Source organism: Enterococcus sp. FZMF, assembly GCF_030263915.1.
Taxonomy (GTDB): domain Bacteria; phylum Bacillota; class Bacilli; order Lactobacillales; family Enterococcaceae; genus Enterococcus_D; species Enterococcus_D casseliflavus.
On record NZ_CP127160.1, the window covers coordinates 2160710 to 2179321 of the forward strand.

The window sequence follows — 18612 nt, forward strand, 5'->3', positions numbered from 1 at the left end:
GCTTGTTTGTGTTTCACAGCTCTGAGAAAAGCTGTTTTTCTTCTTTGTCTGACCAGCGAAAGATTTTCTTATTGTTGGAAAGGCGTTTTCATGCTAAAATTGCCCTAGCCTTGCAAAGAAAGTTGGTTATTATGAATACGATTCTTTTATTTATTGTTGCTTACCTTTTAGGTTCGATCCCCTCTGGTGTTTGGATTGGCCAACTGTTTTTCAAAAAAGATATTCGCCAATTCGGCAGCGGCAATACGGGAACGACCAATACATTTCGCGTCTTAGGAAAAAAAGCCGGCATCGTTGTTTTATTGATGGATATCTTAAAAGGAACTTTGGCGACCAGCTTGCCAGTCATCTTTGGTCTCCATACTGTCAATCCGCTCTGGTTTGGGGTCTGTGCGATCTTAGGTCATACCTTCCCGATCTTTGCCAAATTTAAAGGCGGCAAAGCAGTGGCGACAAGTGCTGGGATGCTCTTAGGATACAATCCGCTCTTTTTCATTTATTCTTCATTGATTTTCGTTATCTGTCTTTATGTGACAAGTACGGTGAGCCTGACCAGTATGATCGCGGCGTGTTTGATCACCTTATCGACGATCGTCTTGCCTTTTATCGCTCCTGCGATCTTGCCTGAGCAAAATTGGCTGCTGACCTTCATTGCGATCGCCGTAACGATTTTTATCTTTATTCGCCATCGTGAAAACATTACCCGCATCAAAGATGGGACCGAAAGTCGGGTACCCTTTGGACTGAATAAGGGTCAAACGAACAAATAAGCAGAAGCTGAGAAAAGTCATTGCGCTTTTCCCAGCTTCTTTTTACATACGTTTATTTAACTGTAATGGAATACTTTGTTTCAAATAATTCTTCAGGTGGAAGTGCTTGAATCCCCAGCTTTTCTGACAGCTCACCGGAGGCTTCTAGCGTATCTGCGATGCCGCACCATGGTTCAATACATAGAAATGGCGATTTCACTGGATACGTGGACCAAAAACCGACATACGGCATATTATTGTAGCTTAACGTGACACTATGAGGCGATTTTTCACTGCGAATCGAGTAGGAATGTAAGCCTTTCGTTTCATAAACTAGCGCATCATTTGCAAACATGTCATGGGTCAAGCGTAGATCCGTATTCGTTTGACCGAGTGTGCGTTGCTCATAATCAATATAGTTGCCTTTTAACGGCAATTTCACCCGTGATTTCTTTGGAGAAAAAGAAAGATAATAGTCTTCAAAAGTCAGCCCTTTTTCAAGTGGAACGTTGAATGCAGGGTGTCCACCAATGGAGAAATAGAGTTCTTTTTGACCGCTATTCTTCACTTGGTATTTGACGACTAAGCCATCACCGCCTAATTCATAACTGACATACAGCTGAAAATCAAACGGATACTTTGCTTTGGTTTCAGTCGAACTTTCTAGTAAAAACAAAGCGTAATCTGTGCGTTGTTCAACGACAGTAAATAACATGTCTCTGGCAAATCCATGGCGAGGCAAATGATAACTCTTGCCCTCATGTTGATAGGTGTCCTCTTTTAACGCACCCACGATTGGAAATAAGATCGGTGCATGCTTTCCCCAGTGGTTTGGATCAGCTTGCCAAATATATTCAAGGTCATTGCTCGTATCGACTAAGCTTTGCAGCTCAGCCCCTTTTTCTGCAATCTTTGCTTGCAGATGACCGGCCGTGATGGTAACTGTCATGGTCTCATCTCCTAATATTGATGTTTCGTCAATTCCTCTTTAAAGCGGCCGTTAAGCACTTTTAAATAGGTGCCTTTCATCCCCAAAGAGCGGGATTCAATAATACCGGCAGACTCTAATTTACGCAAAGCGTTCACGATCACCGAACGGGTGATACCGATACGGTCAGCGATACTTGATGCGGTCAAACGACCTTCGTCTCCTTCTAATGCCTCAAAAATTGCTTGAACAGCTTTTAGCTCACTATAAGAAAGCGTGTTGATCGCCATTTGAACAGCTGTGGTACTGCGAACATCTTCTTCGATACTACGGGATTTTTGATACAGAAACTGCATACCAACAACCGTCGCACTGTATTCCGCTAATACCAAATCATCATCATCAAAGGATGCATCGATTCTGGAAAGAATGATCGTCCCTAAGCGTTCTCCTGCACCGTAGATTGGTACGATGGTTGTGAGACCATTGGGATACAGCTCGCGCCCTTCCACAGGAAAAGCCGTCATATCGTCACTGATCGGCACATTGGCTTCTGTGGAAGTCAGGTGATCGACTAAATCTGTATAATTTTTAGGAAACTGTTTTTCGACAAACATTTTTTTGATGCGTTCATTATTGACATCATGGTTCTCAACAAAACCTAACACGCTACCATCGACGCTAATAATATACGCATTGCTGTCTAGGATGTTTCCTAAAATGACAGCCATTTTGTCGTAAGGCAAATCAGAAGCTAAATTAAAGGTGTTTTTTTGTTGCAATAATTCGTTGATTTGTCTCGTCTTTTCTAATAATGTTTTCATTGGTCCGCTCCCTTTATAAAATATACCGGCTTAAGTCTTCATCTTTTGCGATTGACGCAAGTTTTTCTTCCACATACGCTTCTGTGATCGTGATTTCCCCCATTTGCATCTCAGATGCTTCAAACAATAGATCTTCAAGTAGTTTCTCTAGAATCGTATGCAAACGACGGGCACCGATATTGTCGGTATCGCGATTCACTTGATACGCGATTTCGGCAATTTTTTCGATGGCTTCCATCGTAAAGACCACTTTGACATTCTCGGTTCCTAACAAGGCAACGTATTGTTTGACTAAGGCATTGTTTGGTTCCGTTAAAATTTTAACAAAGTCTTCCTTCGTCAAGTCATCCAGTTCCACGCGGATTGGGAAACGCCCTTGCAACTCAGGGATCAAATCGCTTGGTTTTGATAGATGGAACGCGCCTGAGGCGATAAAGAGAATATGGTCGGTTTGTAACGTTCCATATTTCGTATTGACTTGTGAACCTTCAACGATCGGCAAGATATCTCTTTGCACCCCTTCACGAGAAACTTCTCCTGATTGCTGCGATTTCGAAGATACTTTGTCGATTTCATCAAGAAAAATGATGCCGCTAGATTCCGCCAAACGTAATGCTTCGCTATGAATATCCGCGTCGTTGACCAGTTTGGAGGATTCTTCTTGAATTAACAATTCCCGCGCTTCTTTCACGGTTACTGTGCGTTCAATTTTCTTTTGCGGTTTCAATGCACCTAATGTTTCATTCAAATCAATGCCCATTTGTTCTAAGCCATTGTTCATCATTGGCGCTTGATTTTTCGGTTCATCGACTTGGATCGTCACTTCTCGGTTATCCAAAAGGCCTTTTTCTAATTGTTCGAAAATTGCTTGGCGATTGCTGCGAATCTCATCTGTCAATTCTTCTTTTGGTTCTTCTGGTTGTTGTGCGGCGTTGAACATATTCATCATTTGTTCATAAGGATTGGTGTTCTTTTTCTGTTCCTTTTTAATACCAGGAACTAAGACTTTTACTAAACGACGATTGGCTTTTTTCTCCGCTTGGATGCGTACGTTTTTATATTGTTCTTTTTTCACGATTTGGATCGCGTTTTCTACAAGGTCACGAACCATCGATTCTACGTCTCGACCGACATAACCGACTTCTGTGAATTTCGTTGCTTCTAGCTTAACAAAAGGCGCATCAACGATTTTCGCTAACCGTCGCGCAATTTCCGTTTTCCCAACACCCGTTGGTCCAATCATCAAAATATTTTTTGGTGTGACATCTTGCTGCATTTTTTCATCTAATTGCAGTCGGCGGTAACGATTTCTTAATGCAACCGCCACTGATTTTTTGGCATTGGTTTGTCCAACGATGTATTCATCTAATTCTTTCACGATCTCTCGTGGTGATTTGTTTTGGTTTGTCATATCGTCATCCCTCTTTAAAACTCTTCTACAATGATATTGTGATTCGTAAAGACACAAATGTCTGCTGCGATATTCAAGGCACCTTCAGCGATTTCTTTGGCAGATAGTTCACCGCCATAACGTTTCATCGCACGGGCTGCCGCCAAGGCATAGTTTCCACCTGAACCGATAGCTAAAATCCCTTCATCTGGCGAAATGACCTCACCTGTCCCTGAGACTAAGAGCATCTCCTTGTCATTCATGACGATCAGCATCGCCTCTAATTTTTGCATCGATTGCTGCGTCCGCCATTCTTGTGCCAATTCTACTGCAGCTCGTTGCAAGTTTCCGTTGTATTCATTTAGTTTTCCTTCAAATTTTTCTTCCAAGGTAAAGGCATCTGCCACACTACCGGCAAAGCCAACGATCACTTCACCGTTGTAAATTCGACGGACTTTCCGAGCGGTTCCTTTCATAACGACCTGTTCTCCCATCGTTACCTGACCGTCACCAGCCATGGCAAACTTGCCATCTTTTTCAACCGCACAGATGGTGGTTGAATGAAATTCTGACTTCATTTACGTTCCTCCTGTACCAATTTTACGCACGTGGATGAAATTGGCGATAATTTTTTTGTAAACTGTCTTTGGTGACATGCGCATAGATCTGTGTCGTAGATAGATTGGCATGCCCCAACAATTCTTGAACGGTCCGCATATCGGCGCCGTTGTTTAATAGATGGGTCGCAAACGTATGCCGCAGCATATGAGGATGGATTTTACTGTCTAAACTGCTTTTTCGGATGATTTGATTCAACACATACTCGATCCCTGTTGCAGTGATCCCATCACCTAGATGATTCACGAAGAGAACCTCGTGTTCCTTGTTCTGCTTTTCCATCAGTTGCTTGCGTCCTGAGGAAAGATAGCGCTTGACTGCCGCTTGTGCGTAACTGCCGAAAGGAACATAGCGATCTTTGTTGCCTTTTCCGTGGATCAGCAAAACGCCGCTTTCCCAATCGATCGCGCCCAGCGTCAGACTGCTACACTCGCTGACCCGCAGACCTGAACCGTAAAGGACTTCTAACAATGCTTGATTGCGCTGTTGTAATGGCTCATCACCAGCGACACTTTGAAAAAGAGCATCCATTTCCTTTTCATAAAAAAAACGCGGCAATTTAGCGTTTTTCTTTTTTAAATGAATGTAGGCGAAGGGATTCTCTTTGACGATCTCATGCTTGGTTAGAAATTGGTAGAATGAACGCAAGCTAGCCATTTTCCGACTGATGGAATTACGGCTATACCCTCGTTCCGTCAAGTAGCTCAAATAGACACGAACATCACGATACTCCACCGCTAACGGGTCTTCATTGCCAGACTCTTTCAAGAAGTGAAAAAAATCGTTCATATCTTCTTGATACGCTTTTTTTGTCTTTTCCGAATACCCTCTTTCAACAATAAGATAACGAAAAAACTCTTCTTGTAATTGATCCGTTTGCAAAGTAACCCCCCTTTTCATGATTCGAAATAACTTTAGCATAGACCACAAAAAAAAACAAATGAATTGTCAGAATTTAATCAATATTTCAAAGTTTAGACATAATTGTGAAAACTTTTTAAGAATCTTCGTAAGATTCTTATCATTCTTCAGAAAGATCACTCAAAAGAGCCATAAAAACGTACCCGTCCCTTTCTCAAAATAGAGAGGGACGGGTACGTTTCCATTTATTTCCTTTTATTCGATCCGCTCCGTTGTTGGCTGAGGCGAACCATTGCTTTGTGAAACAGCCTGAACTAGCTCTTTGTTTCCTTGTTTTGTGGACATGGTGTCATTGATCAACGCCACTAAGTCTAATCCGGTGGTTTCTTTGATCGTATCAAAGGTTCGAGCTAAGCCAGCTTCTCCCATTGATTGGAGCCCATCGTTGCCGCCAAAGCTGACCACTTTATCGATATTGCTAAGGGGTGCATTGACTTCTTTCGCAATTTCAGGTAGCACTTTGATAAATTCCATCAAAATACCAGCTTCGTTCAGCTTGGTCAAAGCGATCGCCATTTTTTCTCGGCTTTCCGCTTCGGCTTGACCGACTTTTGCGATTCGTTCCGCATCGGCACTACCTAATTTTTCAATTCGTTCCGCTTCCGCTTGTGCAGCCAATTTGACTTTTTCCGCTTCGGCTTGTGCTCGGGCGATTTCACGTGCTTTGTCTGCTAATGCGTTTTGTTCAACGACATATTTATCTGCTTCGGCTTTTTTACGGACAGTTGCATTCAATTCTTTTTCTGTCAATTCCGCTTGTTTCTCTTGAATCTCAATATTTTTTTCTTGCTCGATCAATTGTACTTTCATTTGCTCACCGACCGCGATTTGCTCTGCTTTCGCATCCGCAACTTCACGTTCTTGTTTGTACTGCGCTTGTTTCAATGCCATATCTTTTGTCGCTTCTGCGATTTCTGTTTGGCGACGGATCTCTTCATGCTGTGCCAACTGTTCATTCTCGGCTTGCTTGATCCGCGTTTCTCTTAAGGCATTGGATTCTGCTACTTCAGCATTCTTCTTCACTTCAGCAATCTGGGGACGCCCTAAAGCATCGAGGTACCCATTGCTGTCGCTAACGTCTTTGATCGTAAATGAAACGATCTCCAGTCCCATTTTTTTCAAATCCGTAGAGGCAACTTCTTGTACTTGTTCCGCAAAATCATCGCGGTTTTTGTAGATGGCTTCCACCGTCATCGTTCCTAGAATTGCCCGTAAGTGACCTTCTAAGACTTCTTGCGCTTCATCTTCCAGTTCACCAGTGGATTTGCCTAAGTATTGTTCAGCGGCTGTCTTGATCGACTCGGTACTGTTGCCGACTTTCACTAATACCGTGGCACTGGCTTTGATAGGTACGCCTTGTTCTGTATAAACTTCTGGTGTCCCAATCTCTAACTTGTGGGTCAGTAAACTTAATTTATGTGCCTTTTGAACAATAGGAATCACAAACGTCCCACTGTTTTTTAAAATCTTGATGCCTTCTTTTCCTAAAAACGACCCCGTGACGATCAACGCTTCATCGGGTTTTCCGATTCGGTAGCGTATCATCAAAAAGGCGATCAATAAAACTACGAGGACAACGCCCCATAAAATCGGATTACTTAAAAAATCAACTGCTGATCCTGTATCCACCATAACCTAACACTTCCTATTCTATAAAATTTTTACTTTCAACCACCAACGCGATCCCTTTTTTATCAAAATCGACAATGATGACTTTGGTTCCGACTGGCAATCGAACATTGTTTTCACGATCTTCTTCTCGAAAAAAACGAGCAGGATAAACAGAACGTGCACCTTGACTCCCTATTTCCATGACTTCGCCGATTGTATCTCCGACAATCTTTTCCGTCAGTTCGCCGATCACAAACTCATTGCGGCTAATGACATTGCTGCGGTTTTTGTCTGTGATGCGATTGTAGAGCCACATAAAGGGCCCCAACAGCAAACTAAATGCAACAAAGACAACGAAAATGACCCCGACCAAGAGGATCAGCCAGCCTAAAAATTGGATCACTGTAGGAAAACGCTGTAAATAGTTTTGAATCAAATGAATCCATTCTCCGATCACCATCTTCACCACCTTCTGTCATTGTTACTGTCTATCATAAGTCACCTTGATTAAAGTTTCAAGACAAATTAAAAAAAAACTTTCTCACCAATTATCGGCTCTATAATTTATGGGACTGATGAATCAGAATTGATTCTTCAGCCCCATTTTCATTTTAGGTATTAAAAAACATATCGTTCTCTAGTATGATTAAATCACCACAAAATAAACAACTGAGAGGACGATATGCTATATGAATGATTCTATCAAAAAAATGCTGAGAATAATAGAGAAAGATTTGATGATTACAGAGGTCTCTTACGAGACCCTTCAGAAGAAAAAGACGTTGGTCGTCGATGCTGTTCTCTCGCCTACTCCTCGTGCTTGTAGAAGTTGTGGTTCTACTGTGGTAGATGGAAACGGGAAAGCAATTATAGTGAAAAATGGGAAGAAGGAAACGATTGTCCGTTTTGAACAATACAATCATATGCCTTTGGTTATGCGCCTAAAAAAGCAGCGCTATACCTGTAAAAACTGCCGAACCCATTGGACGGCTCAAAGTTATTTTGTCCAACCCAGACATTCAATCGCAAATCATGTTAGATATAAAATTGCTTCTTTACTGACTGAAAAAGTATCTTTATCTTTTATTGCGAAAAGCTGTCAGGTATCTTTGACCACCGTTATTCGTACATTGAAAGAGTTTAAAAGCTATTTACCAAAGCAATCTAAGAAGATTCTCCCCAGAGTATTGATGGTTGATGAATTTCGTTCGCATGCTTCTATAGAAGATAAAATGAGCTTTATTTGTGCAGATGGCGAAACAGGAAAATTAATAGATGTTTTGCCTACGCGTAAATTACCTCGATTAACAAGCTATTTCTTAGGTTGTACCAATCCAGAAGAAGTAGAATTCTTGGTGACAGACATGAACGCCGCCTACTTCCAGCTCACCAAACGTGTTCTGCCAAATGCGAAAGTCGTGATTGATCGGTTTCATATTGTCAAACACATGAATCAAGCGTTCAATGAGTTGCGTATCCGTGAAATGAATGAACTTCGTAAAGCCGGACAGAAAAGCCAGGCAGAAAAACTGAAAAAGAACTGGCGCTTTTTGCTAAAAAATCGTGCAAACATCAACCATTATGAATACAAAACATGGAAAAATTTCCGAGCACCAAAATACCCATTTCTTACTGAAGCAATGATGATTGATCGATTGCTTGAGTTTTCTCCGCCCCTAAAGGAGGCGTATCCCTTTTTTCATGAATTAGTTGAAGCCTTTCGAGACAAAGACCCTGACTTATTTTTCTCCTTATTGGCAGAACTTCCCGAAACGTTAGATGACAGCTTTCGGGAAAAGCTTCAAAACCTTCTGACCTATGAAGAAGGCATCACCAACGCAATGATCTATCCTTATTCCAATGGAAAAATAGAAGCGAAGAATACCCACATAAAGACAATGAAACGAGTATCCTACGGATTTAAATCATTTGAGAACATGAGAATTAGAATCTTTTTGATCAATCAATTAATCAATGTAAGATAACAAAAAATCTGAGCCAGAATGTGGTTCATTCTGACCCAGATTTGATTTTGCACAACTCATCAGTCCTTATTGACAAAGAGCCCAATTATCAGTAAGAAAGTTTTCAATCATCGTGCTTATAATTGTTCCTTGGCTTTTTCTAAAGCAGCTAACGCTCGATTTGCCAATGCTTCATAACGGGATTTCTTGTCTCTGATTCGCTCTGGAAGTTCTGGCAACAACCCAAAGTTTGCATTCATTGGTTGGAAGTGTTTGCCTTCAGCATGGGTGATATAATACGCCATACTACCAATCGTCGTTTCTTGTGGCATAATGATCGGTGCTTCGCCTTTTGCAAGTTTGGCAGCGTTGATGCCAGCCATCAACCCGCTGGCTGCACTTTCCACATATCCTTCGACCCCTGTCATTTGTCCAGCAAAAAAGAGGTCCTCACGTTTTTTCGATTGATAGGTTTGTTGCAAAAGCTCAGGTGAATTCATAAAACTATTCCGATGCATCACGCCATAGCGCACAAATTCAGCCTCTTCCAAGCCAGGGATCATCCGAAATACCCGTTTTTGTTCGCCCCATTTCAAATGTGTTTGAAAGCCAACGATGTTGTAAAGAGAAGCCGCCGCATTATCTTGACGCAGCTGAATCACTGCGTAAGGACGCTTGCCAGTTTTCGGATCTTCTAACCCAACTGGTTTCATCGGACCAAACAACATGGTTTTCGGACCACGACCAGCCATGACTTCGATCGGCATACACCCTTCAAAGAATTTTTCTTTTTCAAATTCTTTCAAAGGAGCCACCTCTGCTTTGACCAAGGCCTCACGAAACGCATAAAACTCCTCTTCATTCATCGGACAGTTCAGATAGGCTGCTTCACCTTTATCGTAACGAGATTTCAAATAAACTTTATCCATATTGATGGTTGATTTGTCAACGATTGGAGCTGCGGCATCATAGAAATAAAATCCTTCAGATCCGTTAAACGCTTGGATCGCTTTTGATAGCGGTTCAGAAGTCAATGGACCTGTTGCGATCACAGTGATGCCTTCTGGAATTTCAGTGATCTCCTCTTCGATGACTGTAACTAAAGGATGCTCCTTGACACGTTTGGTGACCAACTCTGAAAAATCATCGCGATCCACAGCTAAGGCACCACCTGCTGGAACCGCTGTTTTGTCTGCAGAAGTGATAATCACTGAATCCAAGCGACGCATTTCTTCTTTCAAGACACCGACCGCATTCGTTAAATTGTTGCCTCGTAGTGAATTGGTACAAACAAGCTCGGCAAAATTATTTGTGTGATGGGCTTCTGTCGACTTCTTAGGACGCATTTCATAAAGATTTACTGCGACACCTGCTTGCGCTGCTTGCCACGCAGCCTCGCTTCCGGCTAAACCGGCACCAATAACATTGATTTCTTTCATAGTGCTCTCCTTTTATTTCAAAAGCTCGTCTCTTTTCATAAGAAACAGCTTGTATTAATCAAAAGGACCGGCGCTTTCTTTTGTCAGCCAACGATGAGGCTGACCGTTTAAGAGAATACGCCGATTCTTTTTTAACAGGATATCCTGCTAGTTATTTTTGCACATTTTCTTCATAGTCGCCTTTGATACAAACGACTTGTTTCCCGCCTTTGACTTTCTTTTCGACTAAATAATTATCACACTTCGGACAATTACGACCCACTGGTTTGTCCCAAGAAGTAAAGTCACATTCAGGGTAGCGGGTACAACCATAAAACAACCGGTTTTTCTTCGATTTGCGTTCAACGACTTGCCCTTGATGACAGACAGGGCACTCAACGCCGATTTCTTTCACGATTGGTTTTGTGTTGCGGCAATCTGGGAAATTACTGCAAGCATAAAACTTTCCGTAGCGGCCTAATTTGATCACCATCGGATGACCACAAAGATCGCAATCAAAGCCTGCAGGTTCATCTTTGATTTGAATTTTTTCGATACTTTCTTCTGCAGTTGTCAATTCTTTTTCAAATGGGCGATAAAACTGATCGACAACTTTGACCCATTCTTCTTTCCCAGCTTCAATGCTATCCAAGCTATTTTCCATTTCAGCAGTAAAATGCATATCAACAATTTGCGGGAAGAATTCCTCGATCAACGAATTGACGATCTCACCAAGTTCAGTTGGCTCAAAACGTTTTTGCGTCAATTTCACATAATAACGCCGCTGAATGGTTTCTAACGTCGGTGCATAGGTTGAAGGACGACCCACACCGTTTTCCTCAAGGGTTTTGATCAACGTTGCTTCGCTGTAACGAGCAGGTGGTTGGGTGAAATGCTGTTTCGGTTCGATCGATACGGATTGAACGACATCTCCTTCGACTAACTCTGGCAAGATGTTCTCTTTGTCTTCTTTGCCATCATCGCGTCCTTCCACATAGACCTGCATAAATCCTTTGAATTTGATCTTTGAACCATTGGCAATAAAGATGACACCATTTTGATCCAAAGTAACTTTCATCGTATCCAAAATGGCAGGCGTCATTTGACTAGCCACAAAGCGAGACCAGATCAAGCGATACAATTTTAATTGGTCTTTGTCTAAGAATTTCTCCATGGCTTCTGGCGTACGCAAAACACTGGTCGGTCTTACTGCTTCATGGGCATCCTGCGCCCCTTGTGCATTGGCGCGTTTTTTGCCACCGTGAGCGGAGAACTCTGAACCATAGGTGTTTTCGATAAATTCGGCTGCTTCCCCTTTGGCTGTGTCAGCGATTCGCGTCGAGTCGGTACGCATATAGGTAATCAAACCGACAGTCCCTTGTTTGCCAAGGGCGATCCCTTCATAGAGCTGCTGTGCGACCATCATGGTTTTCCGTGTTCGAAAATTCAGTTTGCGGGCTGCTTCTTGTTGCAAACTACTGGTGGTAAATGGTGCAGATGGATTCCGTTTGCGTTCTTTCTTTTCAACCTTTGTCACTTGAAAGTCTTTACCAGAAAGGCGATCGGTGACTTCTTTAATACTTTCAGCATTCGGTAATTTTTTCTTTTTGCCATCTAAGCCCCAAAAATTGGCTTTGAATTTCTTCGTGGCTTTTTTAAAGTTTCCATCAATGCTCCAATATTCTTCAGGAACAAAATCACGGATCTCTTTTTCACGATCAATAATGATCTTAAGCGCCACCGATTGAACACGTCCAGCACTTAACCCTTTTTTGACTTTGCGCCAAAGGATCGGACTCAATGAATACCCGACTAATCGGTCTAAGATCCGCCGTGCTTGTTGAGCATCGACGAGATCCACATCGATCGTTCTTGGCTCTTTGAAGGCTGCTTTGACCGCATCTTTAGTGATTTCATTAAAGACGACACGATTTTTATCTTTTAAATCTAGTCCAAGTAGAAAAGCTAAATGCCAAGCAATAGCTTCTCCTTCTCTATCCGGGTCACTTGCGAGGTAGACTTTTTCAGCTTTTTTCGCAGCAGAACGGAGACTTTTGATCACGTCACCTTTTCCACGGATGGAAATGTAATGAGGCTCATAATCATTTTCGACATCGATCCCCATCTTACTTTTAGGGAGATCACGAATATGACCGACACTTGCGACGACTTTGTAATTTCGTCCAAGGTATTTTTCAATGGTTTTCGCCTTTGCGGGCGATTCCACGATTACTAAATATTTATATGCCATATAAAAAATGGCTCCTTCCTGAATTTTTCCTACTATTATATTCTATCAATCAGTGAACCTATCGTATGCAGATGAAACATACAAATCGTAGCTTATCATAGCTTTCAAGAAAAGGTTTGTCAAGGAAGGTTGATTGGAAAAATCAAAAAAAGGCTAACTCTTGTAAAATATCCGACACGCTAATCGTACATTTTGCACCATCTTGAATCAAGCTGTGACAACCTTTTGACTGATCCGAAATCATTTCACCAGGCACTGCAAAAACTTCTCGTCCGTTTTCCATCGCTAACTGTGCCGTAATCAAAGAACCGCTTCTTTCCTTGGCTTCAATTACGCAGACCCCTTTTGAGATCCCAGCAATAATGCGATTGCGCAGCGGAAAGTGGTATCTTTGCGGTTGGGTATCGTGCGGATATTCGCTTAGCACCAGATGTTCTTGACGGATCTGCTGGAACAAACGGTAGGAAGATGACGGATAACAATGGTCCATCCCAGAAGCAATCACAGCAATGGTTTGTCCACGATTTCTGATGGCTGATTCATGGGCAAAGCTGTCGACACCATTGGCCAATCCGCTAACGATGGTATAATTTTCCGTCGCTAGAGGTGGAATCAGCTTTTCGCAAACTTTTCGTGCGTATAAGGACGCCGTTCTTGCACCAACAAAGCCAATCATGGTCGTTTGTAGCAATTGCAGATTCCCTTCATAAAAAAGCATCAATGGCGGGTCCGCGATTTGTCGTAAAAGCATCGGATACTCCGCCGAGAAGAAAGTGAGGTAGTTTTGTGCGCCCATCTTTTGTGCGATGTGTTCGTCCGTCAATCGCTCCCATGATCGCCGAAAAACCGCACGGTGCTGTGGAAGGACCCCGATGGCAATCATCTCTTCCAGCGAACAATTCATCTCTTTTGTTTCCAACCAATGCCAAATGATCTTCCAACAACCTTGCAGACCAATTCCCTGACAGTAGTACAGTTTTATCAACTGTTTTTCAAAATCTGTTGCTTGTTGATACTTCATAAACAAAGCCCTCTTTTCTTAGTAATCTTACTTATAAGATTCGCTAAAAAAAGAGGGATGGATGAAATTTATAGATATTGTTTTACTGGCGCAAATGTTTTACGATGAATAGGACAGATTCCGTGGGCAGCTAGCCCTTCTAAATGGACTTTGGTTCCATACCCAGCATTTTGATCAAACCCATAAAAAGGATAGACTTCATGAAAATCTTTCATTAAGTTGTCTCGATATACCTTGGCGATGATACTTGCAGCGGCAATGGAAATGGAACGGGCATCTCCTTTGATCAAGCTTTGTTGAGGGATTTCCGTATCGATCGTCATCGCATCGATCAGTAAATACTCGGGCTTGACTGCTAAGTCGATCAAGGCTTCTTTCATTGCTAGACGACTGGCTTGATAGATATTGATCCGATCGATCTCTTCTGGACTGACCACACCGATACCGACAGCAACGGCTTTGTTTTGAATTTCGATAAATAGCTCTTCTCTTTTCTTGGCAGAAAGCTGTTTGGAATCATTTAGACCTAAGATCTGACATTCCTTAGGCAAGATGACCGCAGCTGACACAACGGGTCCTGCTAATGGTCCGCGCCCCACTTCATCTAAACCAGCAATAAAACGAGCGCCTTGCTGAAATGCTTCGTTTTCAAAACGCATCATTTCTTCGTATTTTTCCTGCAATAGCTGGTGTTTCACTCGCTGTTTCTCGTATTGTTGCAGCAGCTTTTGGACCCCCGCTCGTTCATCTGCTTGCAGCGCCTGCAAATACGCTTGGTCATTGAAAGCTGGATCAAATAATCGCTCTTTGATTGTCTTAATCGGTTGTTTCATCTTGGCTTTCCATTTCCTCCACTCGATCTAGTGTATATCGGCCCAATTTCCCTTGCCGAATGTCGAAGACAACGAGTTCGCTTCCTCGATCGTAATTGTCTTTATAGCCACGTTTTTCCGTGATTTTCATCAACAGATCGGGCGCTAACAACGCCTCTTCTTCCGCTTTTAGTTGGTAACGATTCGCGATTCTTTCAGGATAATAGCGGGCAAAAAAATCAAGACCATACAATGCGATATCATCCAAGTGGATCAGCTGGTCTTTGATCGCTCCGGTCAATGCCAGCTTCTTGCCGATCTCAGGATCTTCAAATTTTGGCCATAAGATCCCAGGCGTATCTAGAAGCTCTAGATCAGTCCCAAAACGCAGCCATTGCTGCCCTTTCGTCACGCCGGGTTTATTGCCCGTCTGAGCGATTTTCTTCCCTACTAAGCGGTTCATCAAGGTCGATTTTCCGACATTCGGGATGCCGATCACCATTGCTCGAATCGCACGAGGCTTCAAGCCTCTCGCTTTGTCACGAGCAATTTTTTCCTTCAAGACTTGTTTTGCTGTAGGAACAATGGCTTTAACCCCTTGATTGTCTTGGGCGTTGATTGCCAGTGCTAGATAGCCTTGCGCTTGGAAATAATGTTCCCATTTTTTGGTTTGAACGGGATCTGCGAGATCCGCTTTATTGATCAAGATCAATCGTGGTTTTTGTTGTAATAATTGATCTAACATGGGATTGCGGGATGAAATCGGCAAGCGTGCGTCCACGAGTTCAAAAACGATATCCACGAACTTTAATTTTTCACTTACTTCACGTCTGGCTTTCGCCATATGGCCTGGAAACCATTGAATGGTCATTTGAACGTTTTCCTCCTTGGTACTTCTTCGAATTGATAAAAAAGACAGTCGTTTTTATATTCGTGTAGTCTATAGGTGACAAGAACGAAGGCTACTTGCTTTTTTTGAGTCTGAAAAACCCAGCAGTGCAGCAAACTAGCTGAACTGTTTGCGGATCAAGGTTCTTTTTCCAACCTGATGCATAGGAAAAGCTTCGAGCGCGTTTGTTTCAACGCTCCTTGACTTTTAATTTTGGGGAAGTGGTTGAATGAAGCATCCTTACCGCTTTATTTTGGTTTTTCCTAACACACGCACAATAGTCTGACTGCTTTTTTGCTATCTTTTATCTTAGTTATTGTACCATATTTCACACGACATGTTTCATTCTGACTTAGGTTAAAAAGTCATTTTCTTCTACTGAGTGAGAAAAACGAACGATCCTTACTTTTCATCAATGGAAGTATTCGAATGAAGACGTTTTTTCCGCTGAATCCTGTTACTAATCACCAAGAGGAGGATAAGAACAGTGATCACGCCTAGCATCAATCCTACTTTTTGCTGCTGTACTTTTTTGGCGGCGGCTGTTTCTTTTTCTTCAACATAAGGAATTCTTTTGCCCCGTACCAATAAACGATGGCTATTGACCATATAGGGGGTACAGGTCAACAGCGTGACGTAATCGCTGCCTTTCACAATTTTTAATGCCTGAGTATCATCAGGGTCGACCGTTTTTATTTGATCTACTTGATACGCCAATGTATCATCAAACGTTTCGATATAAAACTCATCGCCGATCTGCAGCTTAGGCAGATCAGTAAAGAGCGTTGCACTCGTTAACCCACGGTGCCCACAAAGAACCGCATAGGTATCTTCACCACCTATTGGATACGAAGCGCCCTCCAATAATGTTGCACCTCTTTTTAACAACGTATCGGTGGTTTGATCAAAAATCGGGAGAGCGACACCGATTACGGGGATCTTTAAAACACCGATCGTATGTCGTTCATAGTAATCAGGTGTATCAACTGATTCTGAGTCTCTTGTTTCTGATAAATCTTGCGTTTCTTTGATTCCAGGATTGCTGGGTTGCTGTGCCAGCTCTTGATTTGCTCGTTCCAACTGGTTCCTTTTTTGTTGTTTTTCTATTTCACTCATTTTTTTGGCTTGGCTTTGGTAGTAACTGATCAACTGTTGATCCAAAAACGTGTTGAGCTGATTACTTACAAAAGGATAACTGATGATCAAAACCCCTAGCAGCAGCAGAACACCCATCAGAAAATCCAATAAAGTTACTTTTCTAGTTGGTGCTTTTACGCCATTTCTTCGTCTGATACTCATCGTGCTTTTTCATCTCATTTACTTACCCTTTCCGTTTTACAAAATAACCCGCTGCTAAACCAACGATCACCACTCCGATTGCGCCTATTAAATACGTGCCGACACCACCAGTTGCTGGCAAGGTTCCTTTGCGGCGGTTAGGAACTTTTTCGGGCTCTCCCAATTGCTCTTTCGTTCCATAAGACGTTTCATGGACTTCAAAAGCGATGCGATTTGTTAGCAGCACGTAATTTTTCGGTGCTTTTACTTCTTCCAAATAGTACGTGCCAAATTTCAACCCGATGATATCAACCAATCCATCTGTACCTGTGGTAAATTTCGTCGCTTCATCCGCTGTTTGCACCCAAGATACCTGTTTGGTTCCCTCTTCGATTTTCAAGTAGTTGGCATCATCACGGTCTTGATCTCGTACAACAAAAACTGCATCTGCCAGCGCTTCGGTAGCGGTCACAGCCCCATCGACTTTTAAGAAGCGTTTGCCCCCGGTCAAAACTTCCACGCTTGGCGGCGTTTGATCCGTCATGAAATCTGTTTCTACATTTGCTTCATTCTTAAAGCCATTGATAGGCATAGCCTGTTCATTTAAATACATATAATACACAAAGCGCAATTGATTTCCCGGCGTTAATTGCGGCACAAATTCTGGATTGATGGTTACCGTAAAGCCATGCTCTTTTTCCGTTACTTGATAGTTCGTTGAATCGATTTTCTTTTCTCCATCATACAACGCATAGCCAGTTTCTCCCTCTGCTGTATTTTCAAAAGTCAACGCTGGATCGTGCGCATCGATCAATTGGAATTGTTTGTATTTGTTTTCTGCTCCTACTTTGTCTTGGATACCTAATGGGATATTGACCGTTAGGTGATATTGAATTCTTTCGCCGATTCCCACGTCTTTGCCGTCTAATTGTGGTGTTGTTTTGGTAACATTTGTCGTGTCATTCTTGACTGTTAACTCAACCGTGACGTCATTGCCTGCTGCGATCGAAAAATCCTTGATGGTTTCTTGCTCGATCAAGGCGGCTTGACTTGGGGCTTTCGTTTCCTCTAATTGATAGGTGCCTGCTTCTAACTGCTCAACTTTTAACTGTCCTTTTTGGTTTTCTTCAACATCGATGGTCGTTTCTCCAGCAGCATATTGTTTACCTGTTAAAAAGCGGTACGCTGCTTGTTTGTCAGTCGTCCACGTATAAAGTCCATCGGCTGCACTTAAAATATATTTCTTGGTCTGTTGGTTTCCTTCTTGCTTTGAGATGACAAATTCCGCATCATTCAGTGGTTCGTTTTCCCCCGTTCCTCGCTTATTCACAAGGAGCGTTCCTTCATTTGTGACAGTATTTTTAGGATAAAGATGAATCGTGTCTAATTCTTCTTCCCCGTAAGCATACGACCCGTCTGCTTGTTGGATCATTTCGTAAACAGGAAAGGCGATCACCATGTTCTCAGCAGTGGTAACACCGTCTTTAGGGGCTTCTACAATGGTGTAAACTGCATCCCGATCGGCTTGTTTTTTCGGCAATTCAAAAACCAAATCACCGGCTGCATCTGTCTCCCGCTAGCTACAGGGGAACCAGGCGTCAAGGTTTGGACTTGACGCTTCGCTTCTTCAACGGATGCCCCTGCAGATCGTTTTTCATAAAATGCTGTGGTCACATCATAGACAGAAAAAGTGACATCGGCTAAGCCTTGGTATTGATCAAACTCTGCCATCTCAGTCCCACTATTTTGAATCAATGAACCTGGCAAATTGACCATTTTCTTTTTATGCAGATGGACCTGTGCCAAATTGCTCTCTGCGGATACTTGCTGATTTTTCGTTCCAAAAAAGACAAATGGCAGAAGTAAAAATAGGAGACAAACCATTTTCGTATGATTAAAAATCTTTTTCATTGTTCTTTCCTCTCTTCTATGTTTGAT

The 18612-nt window shown here is 42.4% G+C and carries 15 protein-coding genes and 1 pseudogene; 2 read left to right on the top strand and 14 right to left on the bottom strand.

Annotated elements, in window-relative coordinates; translation table 11 throughout:
• Window positions 1–131: 131 nt before the first annotated feature.
• The gene (gene plsY, locus QN079_RS10480) at window positions 132–770 is read left to right on the top strand and encodes a glycerol-3-phosphate 1-O-acyltransferase PlsY (protein WP_289229715.1); all 639 of its coding nucleotides are present in this window, start codon (window positions 132–134) and stop codon (window positions 768–770) included.
• 52 nt (window positions 771–822) lie between these two features.
• Here the strand turns inward: plsY and QN079_RS10485 are convergent, their stop codons facing one another.
• The 7 genes from QN079_RS10485 to QN079_RS10515 all read right to left on the bottom strand — a co-directional run bounded on the left by QN079_RS10485 (window position 823) and on the right by QN079_RS10515 (window position 7501).
• Window positions 823–1698 carry an aldose 1-epimerase family protein gene (locus tag QN079_RS10485; protein ID WP_015510004.1) on the bottom strand — a complete coding sequence of 292 codons (876 nt, stop codon included), beginning with the start codon at window positions 1696–1698 and terminating at the stop codon, window positions 823–825.
• Between the two features lie 11 nt (window positions 1699–1709).
• Complete coding sequence (gene codY, locus QN079_RS10490; protein ID WP_289229716.1) at window positions 1710–2501, bottom strand: GTP-sensing pleiotropic transcriptional regulator CodY; 792 nt, start codon at window positions 2499–2501, stop codon at window positions 1710–1712.
• 13 nt (window positions 2502–2514) lie between these two features.
• Entirely contained in the window at window positions 2515–3912 is a 1398-nt protein-coding gene (gene hslU, locus QN079_RS10495; protein WP_010749393.1) for an ATP-dependent protease ATPase subunit HslU, read from the bottom strand.
• A 14-nt stretch (window positions 3913–3926) separates the two neighbouring features.
• Window positions 3927–4469, bottom strand: coding sequence for an ATP-dependent protease subunit HslV (hslV, locus tag QN079_RS10500; RefSeq protein ID WP_005229630.1), 543 nt, complete (start codon window positions 4467–4469; stop codon window positions 3927–3929).
• 22 nt (window positions 4470–4491) lie between these two features.
• Window positions 4492–5430 carry a tyrosine recombinase XerC gene (gene xerC, locus QN079_RS10505; RefSeq protein ID WP_080544137.1) on the bottom strand — a complete coding sequence of 313 codons (939 nt, stop codon included), beginning with the start codon at window positions 5428–5430 and terminating at the stop codon, window positions 4492–4494.
• A 195-nt stretch (window positions 5431–5625) separates the two neighbouring features.
• Window positions 5626–7062 (bottom strand): flotillin family protein, encoded by a 1437-nt coding sequence (locus tag QN079_RS10510; protein ID WP_015510006.1) that lies wholly within the window; start codon window positions 7060–7062, stop codon window positions 5626–5628.
• 13 nt (window positions 7063–7075) lie between these two features.
• Window positions 7076–7501: a hypothetical protein gene (locus tag QN079_RS10515; RefSeq protein WP_010749390.1), complete on the bottom strand. Its 426-nt coding sequence runs from the start codon at window positions 7499–7501 to the stop codon at window positions 7076–7078.
• 229 nt (window positions 7502–7730) lie between these two features.
• Here QN079_RS10515 and QN079_RS10520 point away from each other — a divergent pair, with 229 nt between their 5' ends.
• Complete coding sequence (locus QN079_RS10520) at window positions 7731–9026, top strand: ISL3-like element ISEfa11 family transposase (RefSeq protein ID WP_289229717.1); 1296 nt, start codon at window positions 7731–7733, stop codon at window positions 9024–9026.
• 116 nt (window positions 9027–9142) lie between these two features.
• On the opposite strand, the gene trmFO is transcribed toward QN079_RS10520, so the two are convergent.
• From trmFO to QN079_RS10555, 7 genes and pseudogenes are all read right to left on the bottom strand, one after another.
• Window positions 9143–10444 carry an FADH(2)-oxidizing methylenetetrahydrofolate--tRNA-(uracil(54)-C(5))-methyltransferase TrmFO gene (trmFO, locus tag QN079_RS10525; protein WP_289229718.1) on the bottom strand — a complete coding sequence of 434 codons (1302 nt, stop codon included), beginning with the start codon at window positions 10442–10444 and terminating at the stop codon, window positions 9143–9145.
• A 151-nt stretch (window positions 10445–10595) separates the two neighbouring features.
• Window positions 10596–12674, bottom strand: coding sequence for a type I DNA topoisomerase (topA, locus tag QN079_RS10530; protein WP_005229621.1), 2079 nt, complete (start codon window positions 12672–12674; stop codon window positions 10596–10598).
• A 142-nt stretch (window positions 12675–12816) separates the two neighbouring features.
• A complete protein-coding gene (dprA, locus tag QN079_RS10535; RefSeq protein WP_289229719.1) occupies window positions 12817–13695 on the bottom strand; it encodes a DNA-processing protein DprA in 879 nt (292 codons plus the stop codon).
• Between the two features lie 68 nt (window positions 13696–13763).
• Entirely contained in the window at window positions 13764–14528 is a 765-nt protein-coding gene (gene rnhB / locus QN079_RS10540; protein ID WP_005229617.1) for a ribonuclease HII, read from the bottom strand.
• A complete protein-coding gene (ylqF, locus tag QN079_RS10545) occupies window positions 14512–15378 on the bottom strand; it encodes a ribosome biogenesis GTPase YlqF (protein WP_005229614.1) in 867 nt (288 codons plus the stop codon). Before ylqF ends, rnhB begins: the two co-directional genes overlap by 17 nt.
• Window positions 15379–15798: 420 nt before the next feature.
• Window positions 15799–16695, bottom strand: a complete 897-nt coding sequence (locus tag QN079_RS10550) for a class C sortase (RefSeq protein ID WP_289229720.1) — start codon at window positions 16693–16695, stop codon at window positions 15799–15801.
• Between the two features lie 22 nt (window positions 16696–16717).
• A pseudogene (locus tag QN079_RS10555) lies at window positions 16718–18585 on the bottom strand (SpaH/EbpB family LPXTG-anchored major pilin).
• Between the last annotated feature and the right edge of the window lie 27 nt (window positions 18586–18612).

Bases quoted from the DNA above. Each gene is read 5' to 3' on its own strand.
- plsY (WP_289229715.1), top strand. From the start codon at position 132: ATGAATACGATTCTTTTATTTATTGTTGCTTACCTTTTAGGTTCGATC.
- QN079_RS10485 (WP_015510004.1), bottom strand. From the start codon at position 1,698: ATGACAGTTACCATCACGGCCGGTCATCTGCAAGCAAAGATTGCAGAA.
- codY (WP_289229716.1), bottom strand. From the start codon at position 2,501: ATGAAAACATTATTAGAAAAGACGAGACAAATCAACGAATTATTGCAA.
- hslU (WP_010749393.1), bottom strand. From the start codon at position 3,912: ATGACAAACCAAAACAAATCACCACGAGAGATCGTGAAAGAATTAGAT.
- hslV (WP_005229630.1), bottom strand. From the start codon at position 4,469: ATGAAGTCAGAATTTCATTCAACCACCATCTGTGCGGTTGAAAAAGAT.
- xerC (WP_080544137.1), bottom strand. From the start codon at position 5,430: ATGCTAAAGTTATTTCGAATCATGAAAAGGGGGGTTACTTTGCAAACG.
- QN079_RS10510 (WP_015510006.1), bottom strand. From the start codon at position 7,062: ATGGTGGATACAGGATCAGCAGTTGATTTTTTAAGTAATCCGATTTTA.
- QN079_RS10515 (WP_010749390.1), bottom strand. From the start codon at position 7,501: ATGGTGATCGGAGAATGGATTCATTTGATTCAAAACTATTTACAGCGT.
- QN079_RS10520 (WP_289229717.1), top strand. From the start codon at position 7,731: ATGAATGATTCTATCAAAAAAATGCTGAGAATAATAGAGAAAGATTTG.
- trmFO (WP_289229718.1), bottom strand. From the start codon at position 10,444: ATGAAAGAAATCAATGTTATTGGTGCCGGTTTAGCCGGAAGCGAGGCT.
- topA (WP_005229621.1), bottom strand. From the start codon at position 12,674: ATGGCATATAAATATTTAGTAATCGTGGAATCGCCCGCAAAGGCGAAA.
- dprA (WP_289229719.1), bottom strand. From the start codon at position 13,695: ATGAAGTATCAACAAGCAACAGATTTTGAAAAACAGTTGATAAAACTG.
- rnhB (WP_005229617.1), bottom strand. From the start codon at position 14,528: ATGAAACAACCGATTAAGACAATCAAAGAGCGATTATTTGATCCAGCT.
- ylqF (WP_005229614.1), bottom strand. From the start codon at position 15,378: ATGACCATTCAATGGTTTCCAGGCCATATGGCGAAAGCCAGACGTGAA.
- QN079_RS10550 (WP_289229720.1), bottom strand. From the start codon at position 16,695: ATGAGTATCAGACGAAGAAATGGCGTAAAAGCACCAACTAGAAAAGTA.